20 protein-coding genes are annotated in these 17970 nt (G+C 69.0%); 8 read left to right on the top strand and 12 right to left on the bottom strand.

Going from position 1 to position 17970, the window contains the following annotated elements; genetic code table 11:
• Nucleotides 1-4: 4 nt before the first annotated feature.
• Nucleotides 5-508 (bottom strand): 5-(carboxyamino)imidazole ribonucleotide mutase, encoded by a 504-nt coding sequence (gene purE, locus ACW5DW_RS10000; RefSeq protein ID WP_457018695.1) that lies wholly within the window; start codon nt 506-508, stop codon nt 5-7.
• A gap of 57 nt (nt 509-565) precedes the next feature.
• On the opposite strand from purE, the gene ACW5DW_RS09995 reads away from it, so the two are divergent.
• From ACW5DW_RS09995 to ACW5DW_RS09985, 3 genes are all read left to right on the top strand, one after another.
• Nucleotides 566-835 (top strand): Trm112 family protein, encoded by a 270-nt coding sequence (locus ACW5DW_RS09995; RefSeq protein WP_457018694.1) that lies wholly within the window; start codon nt 566-568, stop codon nt 833-835.
• Complete coding sequence (gene nadC / locus ACW5DW_RS09990; protein ID WP_457018693.1) at nt 832-1704, top strand: carboxylating nicotinate-nucleotide diphosphorylase; 873 nt, start codon at nt 832-834, stop codon at nt 1702-1704. The genes ACW5DW_RS09995 and nadC overlap by 4 nt, the downstream gene beginning before the upstream one ends.
• 197 nt (nt 1705-1901) lie before the next feature.
• Nucleotides 1902-2237: a DUF3301 domain-containing protein gene (locus ACW5DW_RS09985; protein ID WP_457018692.1), complete on the top strand. Its 336-nt coding sequence runs from the start codon at nt 1902-1904 to the stop codon at nt 2235-2237.
• A 191-nt stretch (nt 2238-2428) separates the two neighbouring features.
• On the opposite strand, the gene ACW5DW_RS09980 is transcribed toward ACW5DW_RS09985, so the two are convergent.
• From ACW5DW_RS09980 to ACW5DW_RS09955, 6 genes are all read right to left on the bottom strand, one after another.
• Nucleotides 2429-2839: a ClpXP protease specificity-enhancing factor gene (locus tag ACW5DW_RS09980; protein WP_457018691.1), complete on the bottom strand. Its 411-nt coding sequence runs from the start codon at nt 2837-2839 to the stop codon at nt 2429-2431.
• Nucleotides 2840-2931: 92 nt separating this feature from the next.
• Nucleotides 2932-3567 carry a glutathione S-transferase N-terminal domain-containing protein gene (locus ACW5DW_RS09975; RefSeq protein WP_457018690.1) on the bottom strand — a complete coding sequence of 212 codons (636 nt, stop codon included), beginning with the start codon at nt 3565-3567 and terminating at the stop codon, nt 2932-2934.
• Nucleotides 3568-3715: 148 nt separating this feature from the next.
• Nucleotides 3716-4462: a cytochrome c1 gene (locus tag ACW5DW_RS09970; protein WP_457018689.1), complete on the bottom strand. Its 747-nt coding sequence runs from the start codon at nt 4460-4462 to the stop codon at nt 3716-3718.
• The gene (locus ACW5DW_RS09965) at nt 4455-5714 is read right to left on the bottom strand and encodes a cytochrome b (protein ID WP_457018688.1); all 1260 of its coding nucleotides are present in this window, start codon (nt 5712-5714) and stop codon (nt 4455-4457) included. Before ACW5DW_RS09965 ends, ACW5DW_RS09970 begins: the two co-directional genes overlap by 8 nt.
• A gap of 1 nt (nt 5715) precedes the next feature.
• Nucleotides 5716-6348 carry a ubiquinol-cytochrome c reductase iron-sulfur subunit gene (petA, locus tag ACW5DW_RS09960; protein WP_457018687.1) on the bottom strand — a complete coding sequence of 211 codons (633 nt, stop codon included), beginning with the start codon at nt 6346-6348 and terminating at the stop codon, nt 5716-5718.
• 326 nt (nt 6349-6674) lie between these two features.
• On the bottom strand, nt 6675-7625 hold the full coding sequence (locus ACW5DW_RS09955) for a lytic transglycosylase domain-containing protein (RefSeq protein ID WP_457018686.1): 951 nt from the start codon (nt 7623-7625) through the stop codon (nt 6675-6677).
• 265 nt (nt 7626-7890) lie between these two features.
• Between ACW5DW_RS09955 and miaB the strand changes: the two genes are divergently transcribed.
• On the top strand, nt 7891-9303 hold the full coding sequence (gene miaB / locus ACW5DW_RS09950; RefSeq protein ID WP_457018685.1) for a tRNA (N6-isopentenyl adenosine(37)-C2)-methylthiotransferase MiaB: 1413 nt from the start codon (nt 7891-7893) through the stop codon (nt 9301-9303).
• Between the two features lie 155 nt (nt 9304-9458).
• Here the strand turns inward: miaB and ACW5DW_RS09945 are convergent, their stop codons facing one another.
• The 4 genes from ACW5DW_RS09945 to ACW5DW_RS09930 are packed head-to-tail and all read right to left on the bottom strand — an operon-like array spanning nt 9459 to nt 13178.
• Nucleotides 9459-10556, bottom strand: coding sequence for an ABC transporter permease (locus ACW5DW_RS09945; RefSeq protein ID WP_457018684.1), 1098 nt, complete (start codon nt 10554-10556; stop codon nt 9459-9461).
• Nucleotides 10553-11479: an ABC transporter ATP-binding protein gene (locus ACW5DW_RS09940; RefSeq protein WP_457018862.1), complete on the bottom strand. Its 927-nt coding sequence runs from the start codon at nt 11477-11479 to the stop codon at nt 10553-10555. The genes ACW5DW_RS09945 and ACW5DW_RS09940 overlap by 4 nt, the downstream gene beginning before the upstream one ends.
• Before the next feature lie 47 nt (nt 11480-11526).
• Complete coding sequence (locus ACW5DW_RS09935) at nt 11527-12501, bottom strand: HlyD family secretion protein (RefSeq protein ID WP_457018683.1); 975 nt, start codon at nt 12499-12501, stop codon at nt 11527-11529.
• Nucleotides 12498-13178, bottom strand: coding sequence for a TetR/AcrR family transcriptional regulator (locus tag ACW5DW_RS09930; protein ID WP_457018682.1), 681 nt, complete (start codon nt 13176-13178; stop codon nt 12498-12500). Before ACW5DW_RS09930 ends, ACW5DW_RS09935 begins: the two co-directional genes overlap by 4 nt.
• Before the next feature lie 102 nt (nt 13179-13280).
• Here ACW5DW_RS09930 and ACW5DW_RS09925 point away from each other — a divergent pair, with 102 nt between their 5' ends.
• Nucleotides 13281-14258, top strand: coding sequence for a PhoH family protein (locus tag ACW5DW_RS09925; RefSeq protein WP_457018681.1), 978 nt, complete (start codon nt 13281-13283; stop codon nt 14256-14258).
• A gap of 238 nt (nt 14259-14496) precedes the next feature.
• Nucleotides 14497-14997, top strand: coding sequence for an rRNA maturation RNase YbeY (gene ybeY / locus ACW5DW_RS09920; RefSeq protein ID WP_457018680.1), 501 nt, complete (start codon nt 14497-14499; stop codon nt 14995-14997).
• 24 nt (nt 14998-15021) lie between these two features.
• On the opposite strand, the gene ACW5DW_RS09915 is transcribed toward ybeY, so the two are convergent.
• Complete coding sequence (locus ACW5DW_RS09915; protein WP_457018679.1) at nt 15022-15501, bottom strand: hypothetical protein; 480 nt, start codon at nt 15499-15501, stop codon at nt 15022-15024.
• Nucleotides 15502-15776: 275 nt separating this feature from the next.
• On the opposite strand from ACW5DW_RS09915, the gene ACW5DW_RS09910 reads away from it, so the two are divergent.
• Complete coding sequence (locus ACW5DW_RS09910) at nt 15777-16649, top strand: HlyC/CorC family transporter (protein WP_457018678.1); 873 nt, start codon at nt 15777-15779, stop codon at nt 16647-16649.
• A 60-nt stretch (nt 16650-16709) separates the two neighbouring features.
• Complete coding sequence (locus tag ACW5DW_RS09905; RefSeq protein WP_457018677.1) at nt 16710-17942, top strand: lipoprotein N-acyltransferase Lnb domain-containing protein; 1233 nt, start codon at nt 16710-16712, stop codon at nt 17940-17942.
• The last annotated feature ends 28 nt before the right edge of the window (nt 17943-17970 follow it).

Below are 17970 nucleotides of genomic sequence, written 5' to 3'. Positions count from 1 at the left end.
CCGCTCACTGGCGCGGGTCGTCGGCGCCGGCGACCTCATCGGTCTGGCGCTGGCGGAACTCGGCCAGGGCGGCCGCAACCTCGGGCTGCCCGTGCGCGAGCATGGCCGCGGCGAACAGTGCGGCGTTCGCCGCACCGGCTTGGCCAATCGCGAACGTGGCCACCGGGATGCCCGCGGGCATCTGCACGATCGACAGCAGCGAATCCATCCCGTTCAGTGCGCGGCTCTGCACCGGTACGCCGAGCACCGGCACCGCGGTCTTGGCCGCGAGCATGCCCGGCAGGTGCGCCGCGCCGCCGGCGCCGGCGATGATCGCGCGCAGCCCGCGTTCCTGCGCAGTGGCGGCGTAGTCGAACAGCACGTCGGGCGTACGGTGCGCGGAGACCACGCGCACCTCGTGCGCGATGCCCAGCGCCTCGAGCTTCTGCACGGCGTGCTGCATCGTCTCCCAGTCGGAGCGCGAACCCATCACGACCCCGACCAGCGGGCTTGCAGGTGAAGCGGACATTCGTCGTCCCCGGACCTAAAGACGTATTCTAGCGGTTCATCCGATCGCCTTCCCGCCATGGACCGCAAGCTGCTCGACCTCCTCGTCTGCCCCGTGAGCCGGCAACCGCTGGCCCTGCTCGATCCTGCCGGGCTGGCCGCGCTCAACGCCGCGGTCGCGTCCGGCGGACTGCGCCGCGGCGACGGTTCCGCGCAGTCCTCGCCAATGCGCGAGGCGCTGGTGACGCACGACCGCAAGCTGGTCTACCGCATCGACGACGGCATCCCGGTGCTGCTGGCCGAAGAGTCCATTGCCACCGCGCAGGTCGCGGATTTCCCCAGGGCATGATCGGCGGCGACCGCGCCGCGGTGGACCCGGCGATCATTGCCGATGACGTCGCCCGCGCGCTGGCCGAGGACCTGGGCAGCGGCGATGTCACCGCTGCGCTGTTGCCGGATGCGGACGACCAGGCCTACCTGCTGTGCAAGGAGGACGCCGTGGTCTGCGGGCGACCGTGGTTCGACGCCTGCCACCGCGCGCTCGACCCGGAGGTGCGGATCGACTGGCGCGTGGCCGAAGGCGACCGTGTCGCTGCGGGCACGGTCCTGGCCACGCTGCACGGCCATGCGCGCGCCCTGGTCAGCGCCGAGCGCGCATCGCTCAACTTCCTGCAGACGCTGTTCGGCACGGCCACCGCCACCGCCGCCTATGTTGATGCCGTCCGCGGCACCGGAACGCGCATCCTCGACACCCGCAAGACCCTGCCCGGCCTGCGCGCCGCGCAGAAGTACGCGGTGCGCACGGGCGGCGGCGACAACCACCGCATGGGGCTGTACGACGCGGTGATGCTCAAGGAGAACCACGTGCGCGCGTTCGGTTCGGTGGTGGCCGCGATCGCCGCCGCGCGCGCCGCGCAGCCTTCACTGCCGCTGATCGTCGAGGTCGAAACGCTGGGCCAGCTGCGCGAGGCGCTTGCCGCCGGCTGCGACCGCATCCTGATCGACGATTTCGATGCCGCCACGCGCCGCGAAGCGGTGGACATCGCCCACGCGCTTGCACCCGATCGCAGGATCCCGCTGGAAGTCTCCGGTGGCGTGGACCTGGCGGGCGTGCGTGCGATCGCGCTTGACGGCGTGGACTGCATTTCGATCGGCGCCCTGAGCAAGCACCTGCACGCGATCGACCTGTCGCTCAAGCTCGGCCCTCCGCCCCCATAGGAGCGGCTTCAGCCGCGAACGCGCTCCGAACGGCACGCATGCCCGAAGGCGGGGCGCTTCAGCGACCAGCGCAGCGCCTTGCACCCAAGCGATTCGGGATACATCGATCGCGGCTGAAGCCGCTCCTACCGGGAAGTTCGCGGCGCCCGGCGATGCGTGGATTGCAATCGGCCTGCGCGGGCGCCACATTGCCCGCCATGCCCGACTTCCCTGCCCTGATCGCCCTGATGATCGCCTGCGCCGCCGGTTATGCCTGGTGGAATTCCGCCCGTGCCGCGGCCGAGCGCGCGGCTCAGGTGGGCCGCAACGCCTGCGAGGTGGCCGGCGTGATCTGGCTGGACCAGAGCGTGCACGCCAGCGGGCTGCGGCTGCGCCGCCACGCGGACGGGCGGCTCGGCCTGGAGCGGAGTTTCCGCTTCGAGTATTCCGAGGACGGCGTGCATCGGCACGTCGGGCGACTGGTGCTGCATGGCGACGAACTGGTGCGGTTCAGCGGCCCCACACGGGCTGCGCAGGCGGTGATGCTGCACTGACGGTCGCGGCGGCGGCGGCGGGGTGCCCAGGTTGCGGCGATCGCGGCGGACCTCGGCCTGCTGGCGTCTGGCTGCTTGCGGATCCCGGGGCTGCCGAAATGGATTCCAGCGTTCGCTGGAATGACGGTGGCCGGGCGTTCGCTGGAATGACGGTTACGGGACACGCAGGCCCGGCCCGATGCTGCCCTGGGCTACTTGATCACGCGCAGGTGCGCGCCGCGCTTCGGCGCGTCTTCCCCGGGCGTGTCGTCGGGCGGCGTGGGCTCATCGTCGTGCGGCGGCATGGTTGCGCCGGAATCTTCCGGCAGCGCCATGCCCTGGCCGGTCTCGCGCGCGTAGATCGCCAGCACCGCGGACACGGGCACCGTGACCGGATGGCTGACGCCGCCAAAGCGCGCGGTGAAGCGCACCGCCTCGTTGTCGAGTTCGAGCTTGGCCACGGCACGGTCGGCGATGTTGAGCACCACCCGGCCTTCCTTGACCGTGTGCGGCGGCACGCGCACGCCCGGCAGCTGGGCGTCGACCAGGATGTGCGGCGTCATTCCGTTGTCGGCGATCCACTCATACAGCGCCCGCAACAGGTACGGGCGATGGCTGGTCATGCTGGCGGGAGAGTCTGGCATCGCTGGAGATCGGTGATCGGGGGCCGGAGTGCAGAATCGGATCGCTGCGACCCGGCTCCCGGCCTTCCTGGTCAGGCCGGCAGCACGTTGAGGTGCTTTTCCTGCGGGGTGAGGCTGCGCAGGAAACCGGGATTGCGGAAGATGCGGTTGCCGTAGTCCTCGATCACCTTGCCGTCCTTGGGCAGGGCCACACCGAGCGCCGGCAGGCGCCAGATGATCGGCGCCATCGCGCAGTCGGCCAGGCTCATTTCCGGATTGAGGAAGAACTTGCTGGCCTTGAACAGCGGGATCGAGGCGGTGAGCAGTTCCTTCAGGCGCTTGCGGCCAGCGTCGGCCTGCTGCCTGCCACCAAACTGCACCGCCTGCACCTGCGGCACCCAGTCGTGCTCCATGCGCAGCATCGCCAGGCGCAGGCGCGCCCGCGAGAGCGGGTCGACCGGCATCAGCGGCGGATGCGGGTAGCGCTCGTCCAGGTACTCGCTGACCACGCTGGCCGCGTACAGGACCTGGTCGCGCTCGACCAGGGTCGGCACCGAATGGTAGGGATTGAGGTCGATCAGGTCGGGCGGCGGGTTCTGCGCGTCGACGGGGATCAGGTCGTAGGTGACGCCCTTGGCGGCCAGGACCAGCCGCACCCGATGGCACAGCACGTCGTCGACGGAGGAAAACAGGGTCATTGCATTGCGCATACGTGGACTCGCTGCCATCAACGGCTTCTCCAGCGACCGGAATCCGCCGGTCACATGGTGCCGCCTGCCCACCGCAGGCGGTCACCCGGTCTTCGCCCCGGACGATGTGTCCGGCCGCCGCGGTCGGCCAAATGCCGGACCACGCCGTCCCCGCATCACCAGTGGATCAGTGCACGTCCTTCCAGTACTCGTTCTTCATCAGCCATGCCAGCAGCGTGAGGAACGACAGGAACAGGAGCACCCACACGCCAATCCCCTGGCGCTTGAGCACGGCCGGCTCGCCGGCGTATTCAAGGAAGGCGGTGAGGTCGCGCACGGTCTGGTCGAACTCTGCCGCGCTTTGCGTGCCCGGCGAGGAGATCTCCAGGCGCTCGACCGCCGCCTCGCCCGTCGCCGGATCCTGTTCGGCGAACACCGCGTGCTGCAGGCCCTGCTGCTTCCAGAAGGGATTGGGCATCGAGGCGTTGGGGAACAGGGTGTTGTTCCAGCCGAGCGGACGCGTGTCGTCGAGGTAGAACGACTTCAGGTAGGTGTAGACCCAGTCGCTGCCGCGCACGCGGCTGATCAGGGTCAGGTCCGGCGGCACCTGGCCAAACCACTTCGTCGCCTGCTCGGCTGGCATCGACGAGATGATGTGTTCGCCGAAGTTGGCGCCGGTGAGGTTGAGGTTGGTCATCACCTCGTCCTCGCTCAGGCCCAGGTCCTCGGCCACGCGCGAGTAGCGCAGGTACTTGAGCGAATGGCAGCCGGCGCAGTAGTTCATGAACAACTGCGCGCCCCGCTGCAGCGAGGCGCGGTTGCCCAGGTCGGTGCCGGCCTGCTGCAGGTTGCCGCCACCGGCGGCCAGCGCCGAGAACGACAGCAGCAGCCCGCCGGCGAACGCGGCGATGCGGGTCATGAAGGTCTTAGTCATGCGTCGTCACCCGTTCCGGAACCGGCTTGGTCTTGTCGAGCGCCGTCCACAGCGGCATGGTCAGGAAGAACAGGAAGTAGAACGCGGTCAGGTAGCGGCCGACGATCGTTTCGGTCGCGTCGGTGCCAGGACCCGCGCCGATCTTGCCCAACCAGAAGAAGGTGATCGCGAACAGGCCCAGCAGCACCTTGGACATCAGCCCGCGGTAGCGGTAGGACTTGACCTTCGCCCGGTCCAGCCACGGCACCAGGAACAGGATCGCGATCGCACCAAACATCACCAGCACGCCGGACAGCTTGTGCGGCACCACGCGCAGCATCGCGTAGTAGGGCGTGTAGTACCACACCGGCTTGATGTGCTCGGGCGTCACCAGCCGGTTGGCCTCGGTGAAGTTGTCATGCTCGAGGAACCAGCCGCCGAACGCCGGGGCGAAGAAGATGATGAACGCGCCGACGATCAGGAAGAAGCAGACGTAGAAGCTGTCCTTGACCGTGTAGTACGGGTGGAACGGGATGCCGTCGGCCGGCGCGGTCTTCGACCAGCGGTTGCCCTTCGGGCCCTTCTTGATCTCCACGCCGTCGGGGTTGTTGGACCCGACCTCGTGCAGCGCGCCCAGGTGCAGCACGACCAGCAGCAGCAGCACCAGCGGCAACGCGATCACGTGCAGGGCGAAGAAGCGGTTGAGGGTGGCGTCGGAGGGCAGGTAGTCGCCCATGATCCACTCGGTCAGGCCGTTGCCGATCACCGGCACCGCGCCGAACAGCGAGATGATCACCTTGGCGCCCCAGAACGACATCTGGCCCCAGGGCAGCACGTAACCCAGGAACGCCTCGGCCATCAGCACCAGGTAGATCAGCATGCCCAGGATCCACACCAGCTCGCGCGGCTTCTGGTAGCTGCCGTACATCAGTCCGCGGAACATGTGGATGTAGACCACGATGAAGAACAGCGAGGCGCCGGTGCTGTGCATGTAGCGGATCAGCCAGCCCCACTCCACGTCGCGCATGATGTATTCGACCGAGGCGAAGGCTTCCGCCGCGCTCGGCTTGTAGTGCATCGTCAGGAAGATGCCGGTCAGGATCTGGTTGACCAGCACCACCATCGACAGCACGCCGAAGATGTACCAGATGTTGAAGTTCTTCGGAGCGTAGTACTCCGTCATGTGCTTGCGGTAGAAGGGCATGAAGCCCGGCGCACGCAGGGTGAACCAGTCCCACACGTTGTTGGCGGTGCGTTCGATCACGTTCGACATGTCAAGCGGCTCCCGGATCGACGCCGACGACAATGGTGGCGTCGTCCGCGAAATAGTGCGGCGGCACCACCAGGTTGGTCGGGGCGGGCACGCCCTGGTAGACGCGGCCGGCCATGTCGAACTTCGACTTGTGGCAGGGGCAGAAGTAGCCGCCCTGCCAGTTCGGGTCGAACGGCGCCGGACGGATCTCGGCGACCATTTCCGGCGAGCAGCCCAGGTGCGTGCACAGACCCACCAGCACGGAGATTTCCGGCCTGAACGAGCGCAGCTGCGGGCTTTGCTGCTGGATGTAGGCCGGCTGCTGGTCGGCGTTTTCCGAATTCGGGTCGCGCAGCTGGTCATCGAGCGTCGGCAGTGCCTGGAGGATGGCCTCGGAGCGGCGCACGATCCAGATCGGCTGGCCGCGCCATTCCACCATCAGGCGCTGGCCGTCCTGCAGGGCACTGATGTCCACCGTCACCGGCGCGCCGGCAAGCTGGGCGCGGGCGCTGGGGTTCCAGGACTTGATGAACGGCACAGCCGCGAATCCGGCCCCCACCGCGCCCACTGCCACCGTGGTGGCGGTCAGGAACCTGCGCCGGCCCTGGTGGTCGGGTGCCCCGTCATCGGGGTCGTATACCGCATCGTTGGCCATCCGGCTCTCCGCGAAACTTTCTGGGTCGCTGATTTGATTGTGGCTGCCGCGCGCCCGGTCCCCGGAGGCGGGCGCAAAGAACGGTGAAGTGTAGCGGAACGCTGAATGCGGCGACAATGTCTGCGCTGTCGTGGCGCCTGTTTTCCCTTGTCCGCCAGCGATTTGCCGGGCAACCCGCCATGCGGGACCGCGTCCGGGGGTGCCGGGACGCGCCCTTGGCTGCGCCTGCGTGCGCACAACGGCAATGCGGTCGTGGAGGGCGAGCGCGGGAGCGGGCTTGGCGCCGTCCGTCACGACACGACGGCCCTTGCGACACTCGCCGGAGCTCAGTTCGCCGCGACGTGCCCGCGGTAGCGCTCGGCCAGTTGGGCGACGCGCACCACGTAGCGCTGGGTCTCGCTGTAGGGCGGCACGCCCTTGTGGCGGTCGACCGCGCCTTCGCCGGCGTTGTAGCCGGCCGCGGCCAGGGTGAGGTCGCCGTTGAAGCGCTTCAGCAGCCAGCCCAGGTATTCGACACCGCCGCGGATGTTCTGCCCCGGATCGTAGGAATTGGTGACCCCGAACCGGCGTGCGGTGGGCGGCATCAGCTGCATCAGGCCCTGCGCGCCGGCGCGTGAGAGCGCGTTGGGGTTGAAGGCCGATTCGGCATGCATGATCGCGCGCACGATCGCTTCCTCGACGCCGAATTCGGCGGCGGCGGCTTTCACTTCGGCCGCATAGGCCGTGGTGTTCAGTCGTACGTTGCCGAAATTGACGCCCGGCAGCGGCGCGCAGGCGTAGCAGGTCTCGAAGAAGCTGTAGTTGATCGTGCGGACGGCCGAGGCGCCACCGCTCTTCGGCCGCTGGCTGGTGTAGTGGCGCACGCCGTCCTGGATGTAGGAGTAGACCTGCCCCTGCTGCAGCCGGCGCGTGGATTGCGCCGACGCCGCGGAGGCGGCTGCGACCGGCTTCGGCGCGGCGGCGGCAGGCTGCCGGGCAGTCGAACCCGCCCCGCCCATGAAGGTCGCCGGCGCGTTGTTGTTGTTGATCGACGCCGGGGAACCGGCCACCGGGTTGGCCGGGGAGGCACTGCCCGCCCCCTGCACGGCGGCGGGCCGGGCCGGGCTGCTGCGGTAGTTGCTCACCGCCACGCAGGTGGCGCCCTTGACCCGCTTGCTGACGTAGCTGCGGGCACCGTCTGCGCTGTCGCAGCGGTAGATGGTGCCGGCCCACGACGACGCGGCCGGCGCCAACAGCGCCAGCCCGACGATCGCGACGAGTCCCCACCCCCCTTTCATGCGCGCAGTGTCCACCCTTCCCGCCCGGCTGCCAAGTCCTTGATTGATAAACGGCGCACGGTTTGGAAAGCGGACGCCGCGCAGAAAAGAAGAACCGGGAGGCCCTAAACTGTCGCACCGGCCCGCTGTCATCGCCAGCGCGGCGAGGATCGGTCAACAGATCCCTCGCTGCGCTCGGGATGACAGAGTTGACGCACCAGCCATCCGGCCTGGAAGACCAGCTTCGCTGTTGTGGAGCGCCTCCCCACCGCGCCCCGGAAACGCCATGATCGAACTGCCCGTCCTCACGGATCCGCCCGACACCGCCCCCGCCGCCACCGGCGGGGCGTCCCGCGGCAAGCTCTACATCCAGACCCACGGCTGCCAGATGAACGAGTACGACTCGGCGCGCATGGCCGACGTGCTGGCCGCCAGCGACGGACTGGAGCTGACCACGAACGTCGAAGAGGCCGACGTGGTCCTGGTCAACACTTGCTCGATCCGCGAGAAGGCGCAGGAGAAGGTGTTCAGCCAGCTCGGTCGCTGGAAGGCGCTCAAGGCCGGGGGGCGCGAGGTCATCATCGGCGTCGGCGGCTGCGTGGCCTCGCAGGAGGGCGAGGCGATCGTCAAACGCGCGCCCTACGTGGACCTGGTGTTTGGCCCGCAGACCCTGCACCGGCTGCCGGAGTTGATCCGCGCGCGACGCGAGTCCAAGCGCCCGCAGGTCGACATCAGCTTCCCCGAGATCGAGAAGTTTGACCGCATGCCCGAGCCGCGTGCCGAAGGCCCAAGCGCGTTCGTGTCGATTATGGAAGGTTGCTCGAAGTACTGCAGTTTCTGCGTCGTGCCCTATACCCGCGGCACCGAAATCAGCCGCCCGTTCGAGGACGTGCTGGTGGAAATCGTGCAGCTGGCTGCGCAGGGCGTGCGCGAGGTCAACCTGCTGGGCCAGAACGTCAACGCCTACCGCGGCGCCATGGAGGGCGCGGACGAGCCGGCCGACCTGGGCCTGCTGATTCGCACCATCGCCGGCATCGAGGGCATCGCGCGCATCCGCTTCACCACCTCGCACCCGCTGGAGTTTTCCGACTCGCTGGTCGAGGCCTACCGCGACGTGCCCCAGCTGGCCAACTACCTGCACCTGCCGGTGCAGTCGGGCAGCGACCGCATCCTGGCGGCGATGAAGCGTGGCTACACGGCACTGGAGTTCAAACAGAAGATCCGCAGGCTGCGCGAGGTGCGGCCGGACATTTCGGTCAGTTCGGACTTCATTGTCGGCTTCCCCGGCGAGACCGATGCGGATTTCGAGAAGACCATGAAGCTGATCGAGGACGTGGGTTTCGACCAGTCGTTCTCCTTCATCTACTCACGTCGGCCAGGCACGCCGGCCGCCGACCTGCCGGACGATGTCTCCGACGCGATCAAGCATGCACGGCTGTCGCGGCTGCAGGCCACGATCAATGCCAACGCGGCACGCATCTCGCAGGCGATGGTCGGCAGCGTGCAGCGGGTGCTGGTGGAGGGGCCGTCGCGCCGCGATCCCGCCGAGCTGACCGGCAAGTCCGAGAACATGCGTTCCGTGAATTTCGCCGGACCGGCCCGCCTGGCCGGGCAGTTCGTCGATGTGGTGATCACCGAGGCGATGAGCAACTCGCTGCGCGGGCGCGTGACGGGAGTCGACGGCGGCGAAGCGGATTGAGGTTGCGCGGGGAAGATCTCTCACTGCGTTCGAGATGACAGTCGAACACTGCGTTCGAGATGACAGTCGAACGGTTCAACATGACAGCGGAAGAGCTTGCACGACTGCCCGGAGTGTCATCTCGAACGCAGTGAGAGATCTGCCATACCAGCCGCTCAGTCCAGCCGCTTGCGGAAGCGCAGGATCGCCAGGGTCATCGTGACCAGGGTGAACGCCAGGAGCGCGAGCACGCCCGGCCACAGCTCGACCAGGCTGGCGCCGCGCAGCATCACGCCGCGCACCAGGCGCAGGAAGTGGGTCATCGGCAGCAGTTCCGCGCCCCACTGCACCACGTCGGGCATGCCCGCGAACGGGAACATGAAGCCCGAGATCAGGATCGAGGGCAGGAACACGAACATGGTGATCTGGATCGCCTGGAACTGGGTGCTGGCGCGGGTGGAAATCAGCAGGCCCATGGCGAGGTTGGCCAGGATCAGCAGCAGCGCGGCGATGTAGACATCGAGCAGGCTGCCGCGCAGCGGCACGTCGAACATCCAGACGCCCAGCGCCAGGATCAGCGTGGTCTGCACCAGTCCGATCACCGCGTAGGGCAGCACTTTGCCGATCATCAGCCCGGCGCGGCTGAGCGGCGTGGCGATCAGCAGTTCCATGTTGCCGCGCTCGCGCTCGCGCACCACCGCCATCGCGGTGAACATGGTCATCGTCATGGTCAGGATGATGCCGATCAGTCCCGGCACGATGCTCACAGCCGAGCGGCGCTCCGGGTTGTAGAAGCTCACCACCTCGATCTGCGCAGGCGGCGCCTGCGCGCGGCGTCCGTTCACTGCTTCCAGCGGCAGCTGCGCCAGCTGCACTGCGGCCGCCTGCACCACGGTATCGGTGCCGTCGACCATTACCTGCACTGCAGGCCTGCCGTCGGCCAGACGCCGCTCGTAGTCCGGCGGCAACACGATCGCTACGCTGAGACGCCCCCGCCGCAGCTGTTCCATGGCCTGGGCCGGACTGTCGCCGACGCCGGTGATCTCGATGATGCCGGTCGCGCGCATGTCCATCACCGCCGCGCGCGAGGTCGCGGTGTTGGCCTGGTCGATGATCATCGCGTCGAGGTTGCGCGGGTTGAAGTTGATCGCGTAGCCGAACATCAGCAGGTCGATCACCGGAATCGCCACGATCAGCAGCATGCTGATGCGGTCGCGCCGGATCTGGCGCAGTTCCTTCAGCACCACCGCCCACAGCCTGCGCCACCACTTCATTGCTCCTCTCCGCCCTCGTCGCGCCCGCGGGTGGCGGCGACGAACACGTCCTCGAGGTTGGCCTCCGACGGCAGCACCTCGGCCTCCAGCGCCGCTTCACGCAGCGCGCGCGCCACCGCCTCGGCGCTGTCGCGGCCGGGCGCCGAGAGCACGCGCAGGGTGTTGCCGATCTGCGCAACGCTCAGCACGCCAGGCAAGCTGGACAGCAGCCGCTGCGCGCGGCGCGGATGGACCGCGCGCACCTCGACGCTCCGTCCTCGCAACTCGGCGGCGAGTTCGCCCGGGGCACCGTCGGCCACCAGCACGCCGCCATCGAGGATGGCGATGCGGTGGCAGCGCTCGGCCTCGTCCATGTAGTGGGTGGAGACCAGCAGGGTAGTGCCGGCGTCGGCCAGCTCGAAGAGTTTTTCCCAGAAGTCGCGTCGCGACTCGGGGTCGACCGCGCTGGTCGGTTCGTCCAGGAAGAGCAGCTCGGGCCGGTGGATCACCGCGCCGGCCAGCGCCAGGCGCTGTTTCTGGCCGCCGCTCAGTGTGCCGGCCAGCTGCCGCTGGCGATCCTCGAAGTGGTACAGGCCAAGCAGCTCGTCGACCCGCGCGCGCGTATCGGCACGCGACAGCCCGTACACGGCGGCGAGGAATTCCAGGTTCTCGCGTACGGTGAGGTCCTCGAACAGCGAGAACTTCTGGGTCATGTAGCCGATGCGCAGGCGCAAGGCGTCGGCCTGATCCGGGATCTTCAGCCCCAACACCTCGATCTCGCCTTCGGTTGGCGTGAGCAGGCCGCAGAGCATCCGGATGGTCGTCGACTTGCCCGATCCGTTGGGGCCGAGGAAACCGTAGACGTGGGCGCGCGGGACGGTCAGGTCGACATGGTCGACCGCGGTCAGCGCGCCGAAGCACTTGACCATGCCGCGCGCGCGGATGGCGGCGTCCGCATCCACCGCAGGTCCGGCCGCGATCGCGTCGACGCTCACGGCTGGAATTCCACCCGCAGCGGCAGGCCCGCCGGCAGTTCGGCCACGCCCTCGCCTTCCAGCTGCACCTCGGCCAGGTAGCTCAGGCGCGCCGCGTCCTTGCCGGTGAGCGCGTAGTACGGAGTGAACGTGGGTTCGCTGCGGACCATGCGCACGCGGCCGCGATAGCTGCGCTCGCCCTGGGCACCGACGTGCACGGTGGCGGCATCGCCGACCTCGACACGGGCGCGCAGCGGCTCGGGCACGTAGACGCGCGCATAGGGCGCGTCGCCGACCAGCATCACCGCCAGCGGCGCACCGGGCGAAGGCTCGTCGCCGAGGCGATACGGCAGGCTGTCGACACGGCCGGCGCGCGGCGCGACCACGTCGAGCTTGCCAGTGGTCACCGACTGCGCGCGCAACTGCGCTTGCGCGGCCGCCAGCGCGGCTTCGGCCTGGGCGATCTGTTCCGGACGCACGCCGCGCTCGAGTTCCGCCAGCGCGGCGCGCGCGGCCGCGACCTGGGCGTCGGCGCTGGCTGCGGCCGCGCGTGCACGGTCGACCTCGGCGGCTGCCACCAGTTGCTGCGAACCCAGTGGCTGCAGTCGCGCGGAGTAGGCGCGTGCATCGCGCGCCTGCGCCTGTGCGGAGTCGAGGTTGGCGCGCAGCTGGTCGATGTCCTCGCTGCGCGCGCCGTTGCGCAGCTCCGCCAGCACCTGCCGCTGGCGCGCGACGTCGGCCGCGACGGCAGCCAGCTGCGCATCGCCGCGCGACGGCTCCAGGCTGAGGATGCGCGCGCCCGCCTCCACGCGCTGGCCCTCGCGCACGGCGATCTCGACGATGCGCTCGGCGGCGGGCGCCGGCAGCGCGATGCGGTCGTACTCCAGCGTGCCCAGGGCCTGGGGCACGTCCGGGCGGCAGGCCGACAGCAGCAGCGTGGCCACGAGCGCGCAGGCGGCCAGCGTGGCGCGGGGGGATTTCGAACGGGTCATTCGGGCAGCTCCATGCCGCGCAGGAGCAGCGCGACGGCGTGATCGCGGATGTGGTCGATGCCTAGGTCGCTGCTGTCGAAGATCTGTCGCCAGATCGGCGTGCCGGCGGCTGGAAACAGGGTCAGACCGAGCAGGGAGACCATCAGCAGCCGCGGGTCCAGCGCGGGGTTGAGCCGGCCGGCGGCCTGCTCCTGCGCAAAGCGCCCGGCCAGCACGCCGGCGATCTGCGGCGCCAGCCGCTGCACCAGCAGGTCGCGCAGGCTGCCGCCTTCGCTGACCACCTCGCGGATCCACAGCGCCGGCAGCCAGGCGTACCTGCGCACCATGTCGCACAGGGCATCGACGAAGGCGGTGAGCACCTCGCGCAGCGGCGCGTCGGGCATGCCCAGCAGCAGGTCGCGGATCTCGATGAACACCGGCATCAGCCGCTCGGCGGTCACCGCCTCGCGCAGGCCGGCGGCATCGCCGAAGTAGTAGTGCAGCAGCGACGGCGTGACCCCGGCCTCATCGGCGATGTCGCGCAGGGTGGTCGCGGCGATGCCGCGCCTGACGTAACAGGCCAGGGCGGCATCCAGCGCCAGCGCGCGACGGTCGGCGTCGTCGGGCGGGCGCCCCGGGGCGCGTTGCGCGGGGCGCCCGGTGCTGCCGGGGTGCTTGCGGGGAGGTTTGCTGTCCATGCCGGCAATATTAATTGCCTGATCAATTAATGCTCGAATGCGGGCTGAACGGACGCCTCGGCGACACGGCGTGATGACCGGGTGCGCTACTCTCCGCCGCCTATGGCAACCCAGACCCAGCGCGACTTCACCCTCGACCCACCCGACACCGAGCGCCTCGCCAACCTGGGCGGGCCCTTCGACGGCCACCTGCGCCAGATCGAACTGCGGCTGGGGGTCGAGATCGCCAACCGCGGCAATGTGTTCCGCGTCTCCGGCCCCGATGCGAGGATGGTCGCGCAGGCCGAGCGGCTGCTGCGTGACCTGTACGAAGAGGCCGGCGCCGAGACCTTCGACAGCAATGCGATCAACCTGCGGCTCAACGAAGCCAACGTCGACCGCGCCGGCGACACCACGCCGCAGGACGTGGCCATCCGGGTCAAGCGCGGCACCATCCGCGGCCGTGGCGCCAACCAGGCGAAGTACCTGCACGCGATCGCCACCCACGACATCAACTTCGGCATCGGCCCGGCCGGCACCGGCAAGACCTTCCTCGCGGTGGCGATGGCGGTGGAAGCACTCAATGAATCGCGGGTGCAGCGCGTGGTGCTGGTGCGCCCCGCGGTGGAGGCCGGCGAGAAGCTCGGCTTCCTGCCCGGCGACCTCAGCCAGAAGGTCGACCCCTACCTGCGCCCGCTCTACGACGCGCTCTACGAGATGCTCGGCGTGGAGAAGGTACTCAAGCTGCTGGAGCGCAACGTCATCGAGATCGCGCCCCTGGCCTACATGCGCGGGCGCACCCTCAACGACGCCTTCGTGATCCTCGACGAGGCGCAGAACACCACCATCGAACAGATGAAGATGTTCCTGACCCGCCTCGGTTTCGGGTCGACCGCGGTGGTCACCGGCGACATGACCCAGGTCGACCTGCCCAAGCACGTGAAGTCCGGCCTCAAGGACGCGATCGAGGTATTGCGCGACGTCAACGGGGTCAACTTCACCTTCTTCGAGGCGCGTGACGTGGTCCGCCACCCGCTGGTGGCGCGGATCGTCGAGGCCTACGAGCGCCGTGACGCGGAGCCGCCGACCGAAGGGCGCTGATTGGCCACGGATTTCGCGGATGGACGCGGATGGACGCGGATTTTGAACGTCAGGTGGGGCTGCACGGCCCGTTGCAACCCCTGCCAAGATCACTGTGCGCAGTCGTCGCTGCCCTTCCGGATGACACCGGCATGCCCGGCCAACTTTCATCCAGATCCACGTCCATCCGCGTATTCCGCGACAAAACGCTGTGCCCGGGCACGCCCCACCGCGCCCCGCTGCGCCTAGAATCGCGATGATGACCCAAGGCCCTGTCCACCTCGATATCGCCGTCGGCTACGCGGCGCCCCGCAAGGGGATCCCCGCTGCGGCCAGTTTCCGTCGCTGGGCCGGCGCCGCCCTGGCGGGCCGCATCCGCGAGGCCGATCTCGCGATCCGCATCGTCGACGAGGCCGAAGGCCGCGCGCTCAATCGCCACTACCGCGGCAAGGATTACGCAACCAACGTCCTGAGCTTTCCAGCCGAACTGCCCGAAGGCCTGCCGCCCGGCGTGCGCATGCCGCTGTTGGGCGACCTGGTGATCTGCGCGCCGGTGGTGGCGCGCGAGGCACGCGAGCAGAGCAAGTCCACTGCCGCGCATTACGCCCACCTCACCGTGCACGGCGTGCTGCACCTGCTCGGCTGGGACCACGAGGACAGCCGCGAGGCAGATGCGATGGAACAGCTCGAGCGCGAAATCCTCGCCGCCCTCGGCATCCATGATCCGTACCTGCTGCCCGAAGACCAGGCGGAGCCCTGACCCTTCCGCACGTGCGCCCTGCCCTTACAGGCAGTCGATCAGGCCATCCATGATCGAGCGCTGGGTGCCGGGCAACGCCGCGTACAGCGGTTCGTCGACTGCGAGCGCATCGAGCAGCTGGTCGATCGTCGTGCCAGCCGCCAGCGGGGTGCGGCACTGCCAGAACGCGCGCTGCACGCCGATCCGACCGGTGGCCTGGGCGATCTCCTCGTGGCTGGCCGCGAACACCCACGTACACATGCCGATCCGCCCGCTGGCCCGATGCACCGAGCAGCGGTAGCGCAGCGACTGGATGTTGCTGTACTCGCCCTCGCAGAATGTGTCGCCGCAGATCCAGTCGAAGTCCCGCCGCAGCGCGTGGGTCAGGTTGAACCAGGCCTCGTACTGCGTGTCGGTCTGGAAGTACTCGGTCGCCTCGCCATAGCCGGGCCGGTCGACGGCCAGGCCGATGGCGGGCAGCAGGCAGGCCAGCGCACAGGCGGCCAGTCGTGTGATGGATTGCATGGAACGTCCTCCTTGACGTCGTGACGGGTGGAGACGCCAGCATCCCCGCCCACCGGGCCCGTAGTCCGTCGGCGGCGACCGCAGCGTGGTGTGGGAAAACCCCGAGGGCGCACCGGTCCGCCCGCGCCGCGGCCGTCCCGGAGCGACGAATGGGCGCTTCCCACCCCAGCAGATCGCAGCGTTCCGGGCCGGGCCATTTGGGCAGACGGCCCCGACCCGGGTAGACTTGCCCCGCTGCCCGCAACGGGCGATTTTCGAAGCAAACCTTTACTGCAATGTCCGAGGACGACAGTAGTAGCGCCTCCGAGACCCCGGAAAAGCGGCGCGGTTGGCTGGAACGGCTCAGTTCGGCCATCTCCGGTGAACCCAGCACCCGCGAAGACCTGGTCGAGCTGCTGCGCGACACCCATTCCGATGGCCTGATCGAAGCCGACACCCTTCGCATGATGGAGGGCGCGCTGGCCGTGTCCGACATGACCGTGGGCGACGTGATGGTGCCGCGGGCGCAGATGGTCGCGCTGTCGGCCGAGGCGAAGTTCCTGGACCTGATGCGGCAGGTGGTTGAATCGGGCCACTCGCGCTTCCCGGTGCACGGCGAGGACAAGGACGAGATCCTCGGGATCCTGCTGGCCAAGGACCTGCTGCGCTGCGCGGTGGCCGACAACGGCCCCGGCTCGGTCCATGAGCTGCTGCGGCCGGCGGTGCTGATCCCCGAATCGAAGAAGCTCAACCTGCTGCTGCGCGAGTTCCGGCAGTCGCGCAACCACATGGCGATCGTGATCGACGAGTACGGCGGCGTCGCCGGGCTGTTGACGATCGAGGACGTGCTGGAGGAGATCGTCGGCGAAATCGACGACGAACACGACGACGCGGAAGACCCCAATGCGCTGATCGCCGCGCAGGCCGATGGCCAGTACGCGGTCGATGCGCTGACCCCGATCTCGGATTTCAACGAGCGGTTCGGCGCGGACTTCGACGACGACGAATACGACACCATCGGCGGCCTGGTCACCGCCGAGATCGGCCACCTGCCCGAAGCCGGCGAAGAGCTGACCCTGGGCCGCTTCGGATTCCGCATCACGCGCGCAGACGCGCGTCGCCTGCATGCGCTGCAGGTGAGCGTGCATGCCGATCGCGTTGCGGACTGACGCTGCCCCATGAATGCAGGAACCCTGGTCGCAACGGCGGCAGTGGCGGCGGTTGAAAGAATGACGATACCGGCGAAAATGACAATGCAGGCGTCTTGTGCGCGCGCCGGACGGCGCGGCCTGGCGTGGCTGCCTTCGCTGATGTTGCTGCTCGCGCTGCTGGCGCTTGCGCCGGCCATCCAGGCCGCGCCGCGCATCGGCGTGATGACCATGCAGCCGGGCGAGATCTTCTTCGAACGTTTCGGCCACAACGCGATCGTCGTCGATGATCCGGCGCTTGCCGAGCCGGTGTCCTACAACTTCGGCTTCTTCGACATGGAAGAGCCGGACTTCATGTCGCGCTTCGTTCTGGGCGACATGCGCTACCGGCTGGTGGCGCTGCCGCTGTCGCAGGACCTGGCCTATTACCGCGACGTGGGCCGCGGCGTATCGGTGCAATGGCTGGACCTCGATGAGGCGCAGGCGCGCGCGCTGGCAGATGCGCTGGCGGAGAACGCGCGACCTGAAAACGCGGTCTACCGCTACGACTACTTCACCGACAACTGCTCCACGCGCGTGCGCGACGCGCTCGACGCGGCGCTGGGCGGGACGCTGCAGCGCCAGTTCACGAGCCGCTCGCGGGGCAATACCTTCCGCGGCGATGCGGTGCGGCTTGCGTCGCCCGCAGCCTGGATGTGGCTGGGTTTCGACCTGGGCCTGGGCCCGTCCGCGGACCGGCCCAACTCGCTGTGGCAGGACGCGTTCGTGCCGATGCGACTGGCTGATGCACTCGCCGGACTCCGGCTCGATGACGGTCGCCCGCTGGTCACCGGCACCGAGCAGCTGCTGCCGCACCGCCTGCGCGCGGAACCGGCCGAAGCGCCGCGCCCGTGGTGGCCCTGGCTGCTGGCCGGGCTGCTGCTGGCCGCCGGCATCGGGATGCTCGGGCGCACGCGCCCCGCCGCGCTGGCCGCGGCTGCGCTGCCGTTCTGGACGATCTGCGGCGTGCTGGGCCTGGTGATGCTGGCCCTGTGGGGCTTCACCGACCACCGCGCGGCCTGGGCCAACCACAACCTGTTGCTGCTCTCGCCGCTGGCGCTGCTGCTGCTCCACGGCGGCTGGCGGATCGCACGCGGCCGCGAGGCGGGGCCGGTGTTCCGCGTGCTGGCCTGGATCGTGGCGGTGGGCGCGGTGATCGCACTGTTCCTGCACCTGCTGCCGGTGCTGCCGCAGCGCAACGCACACTGGATCGCGCTGCTGCTGCCGGTGCATGTGGCACTGGCCCGCGGGCTGGCGATGCGCAGGCGCGAGTAGCCGCCGCGCACGCATGCGCGTCTCGACG

The organism is Luteimonas sp. A482 (assembly GCF_054072655.1).
This window is presented reverse-complemented; position numbering and strand designations above follow the sequence as displayed.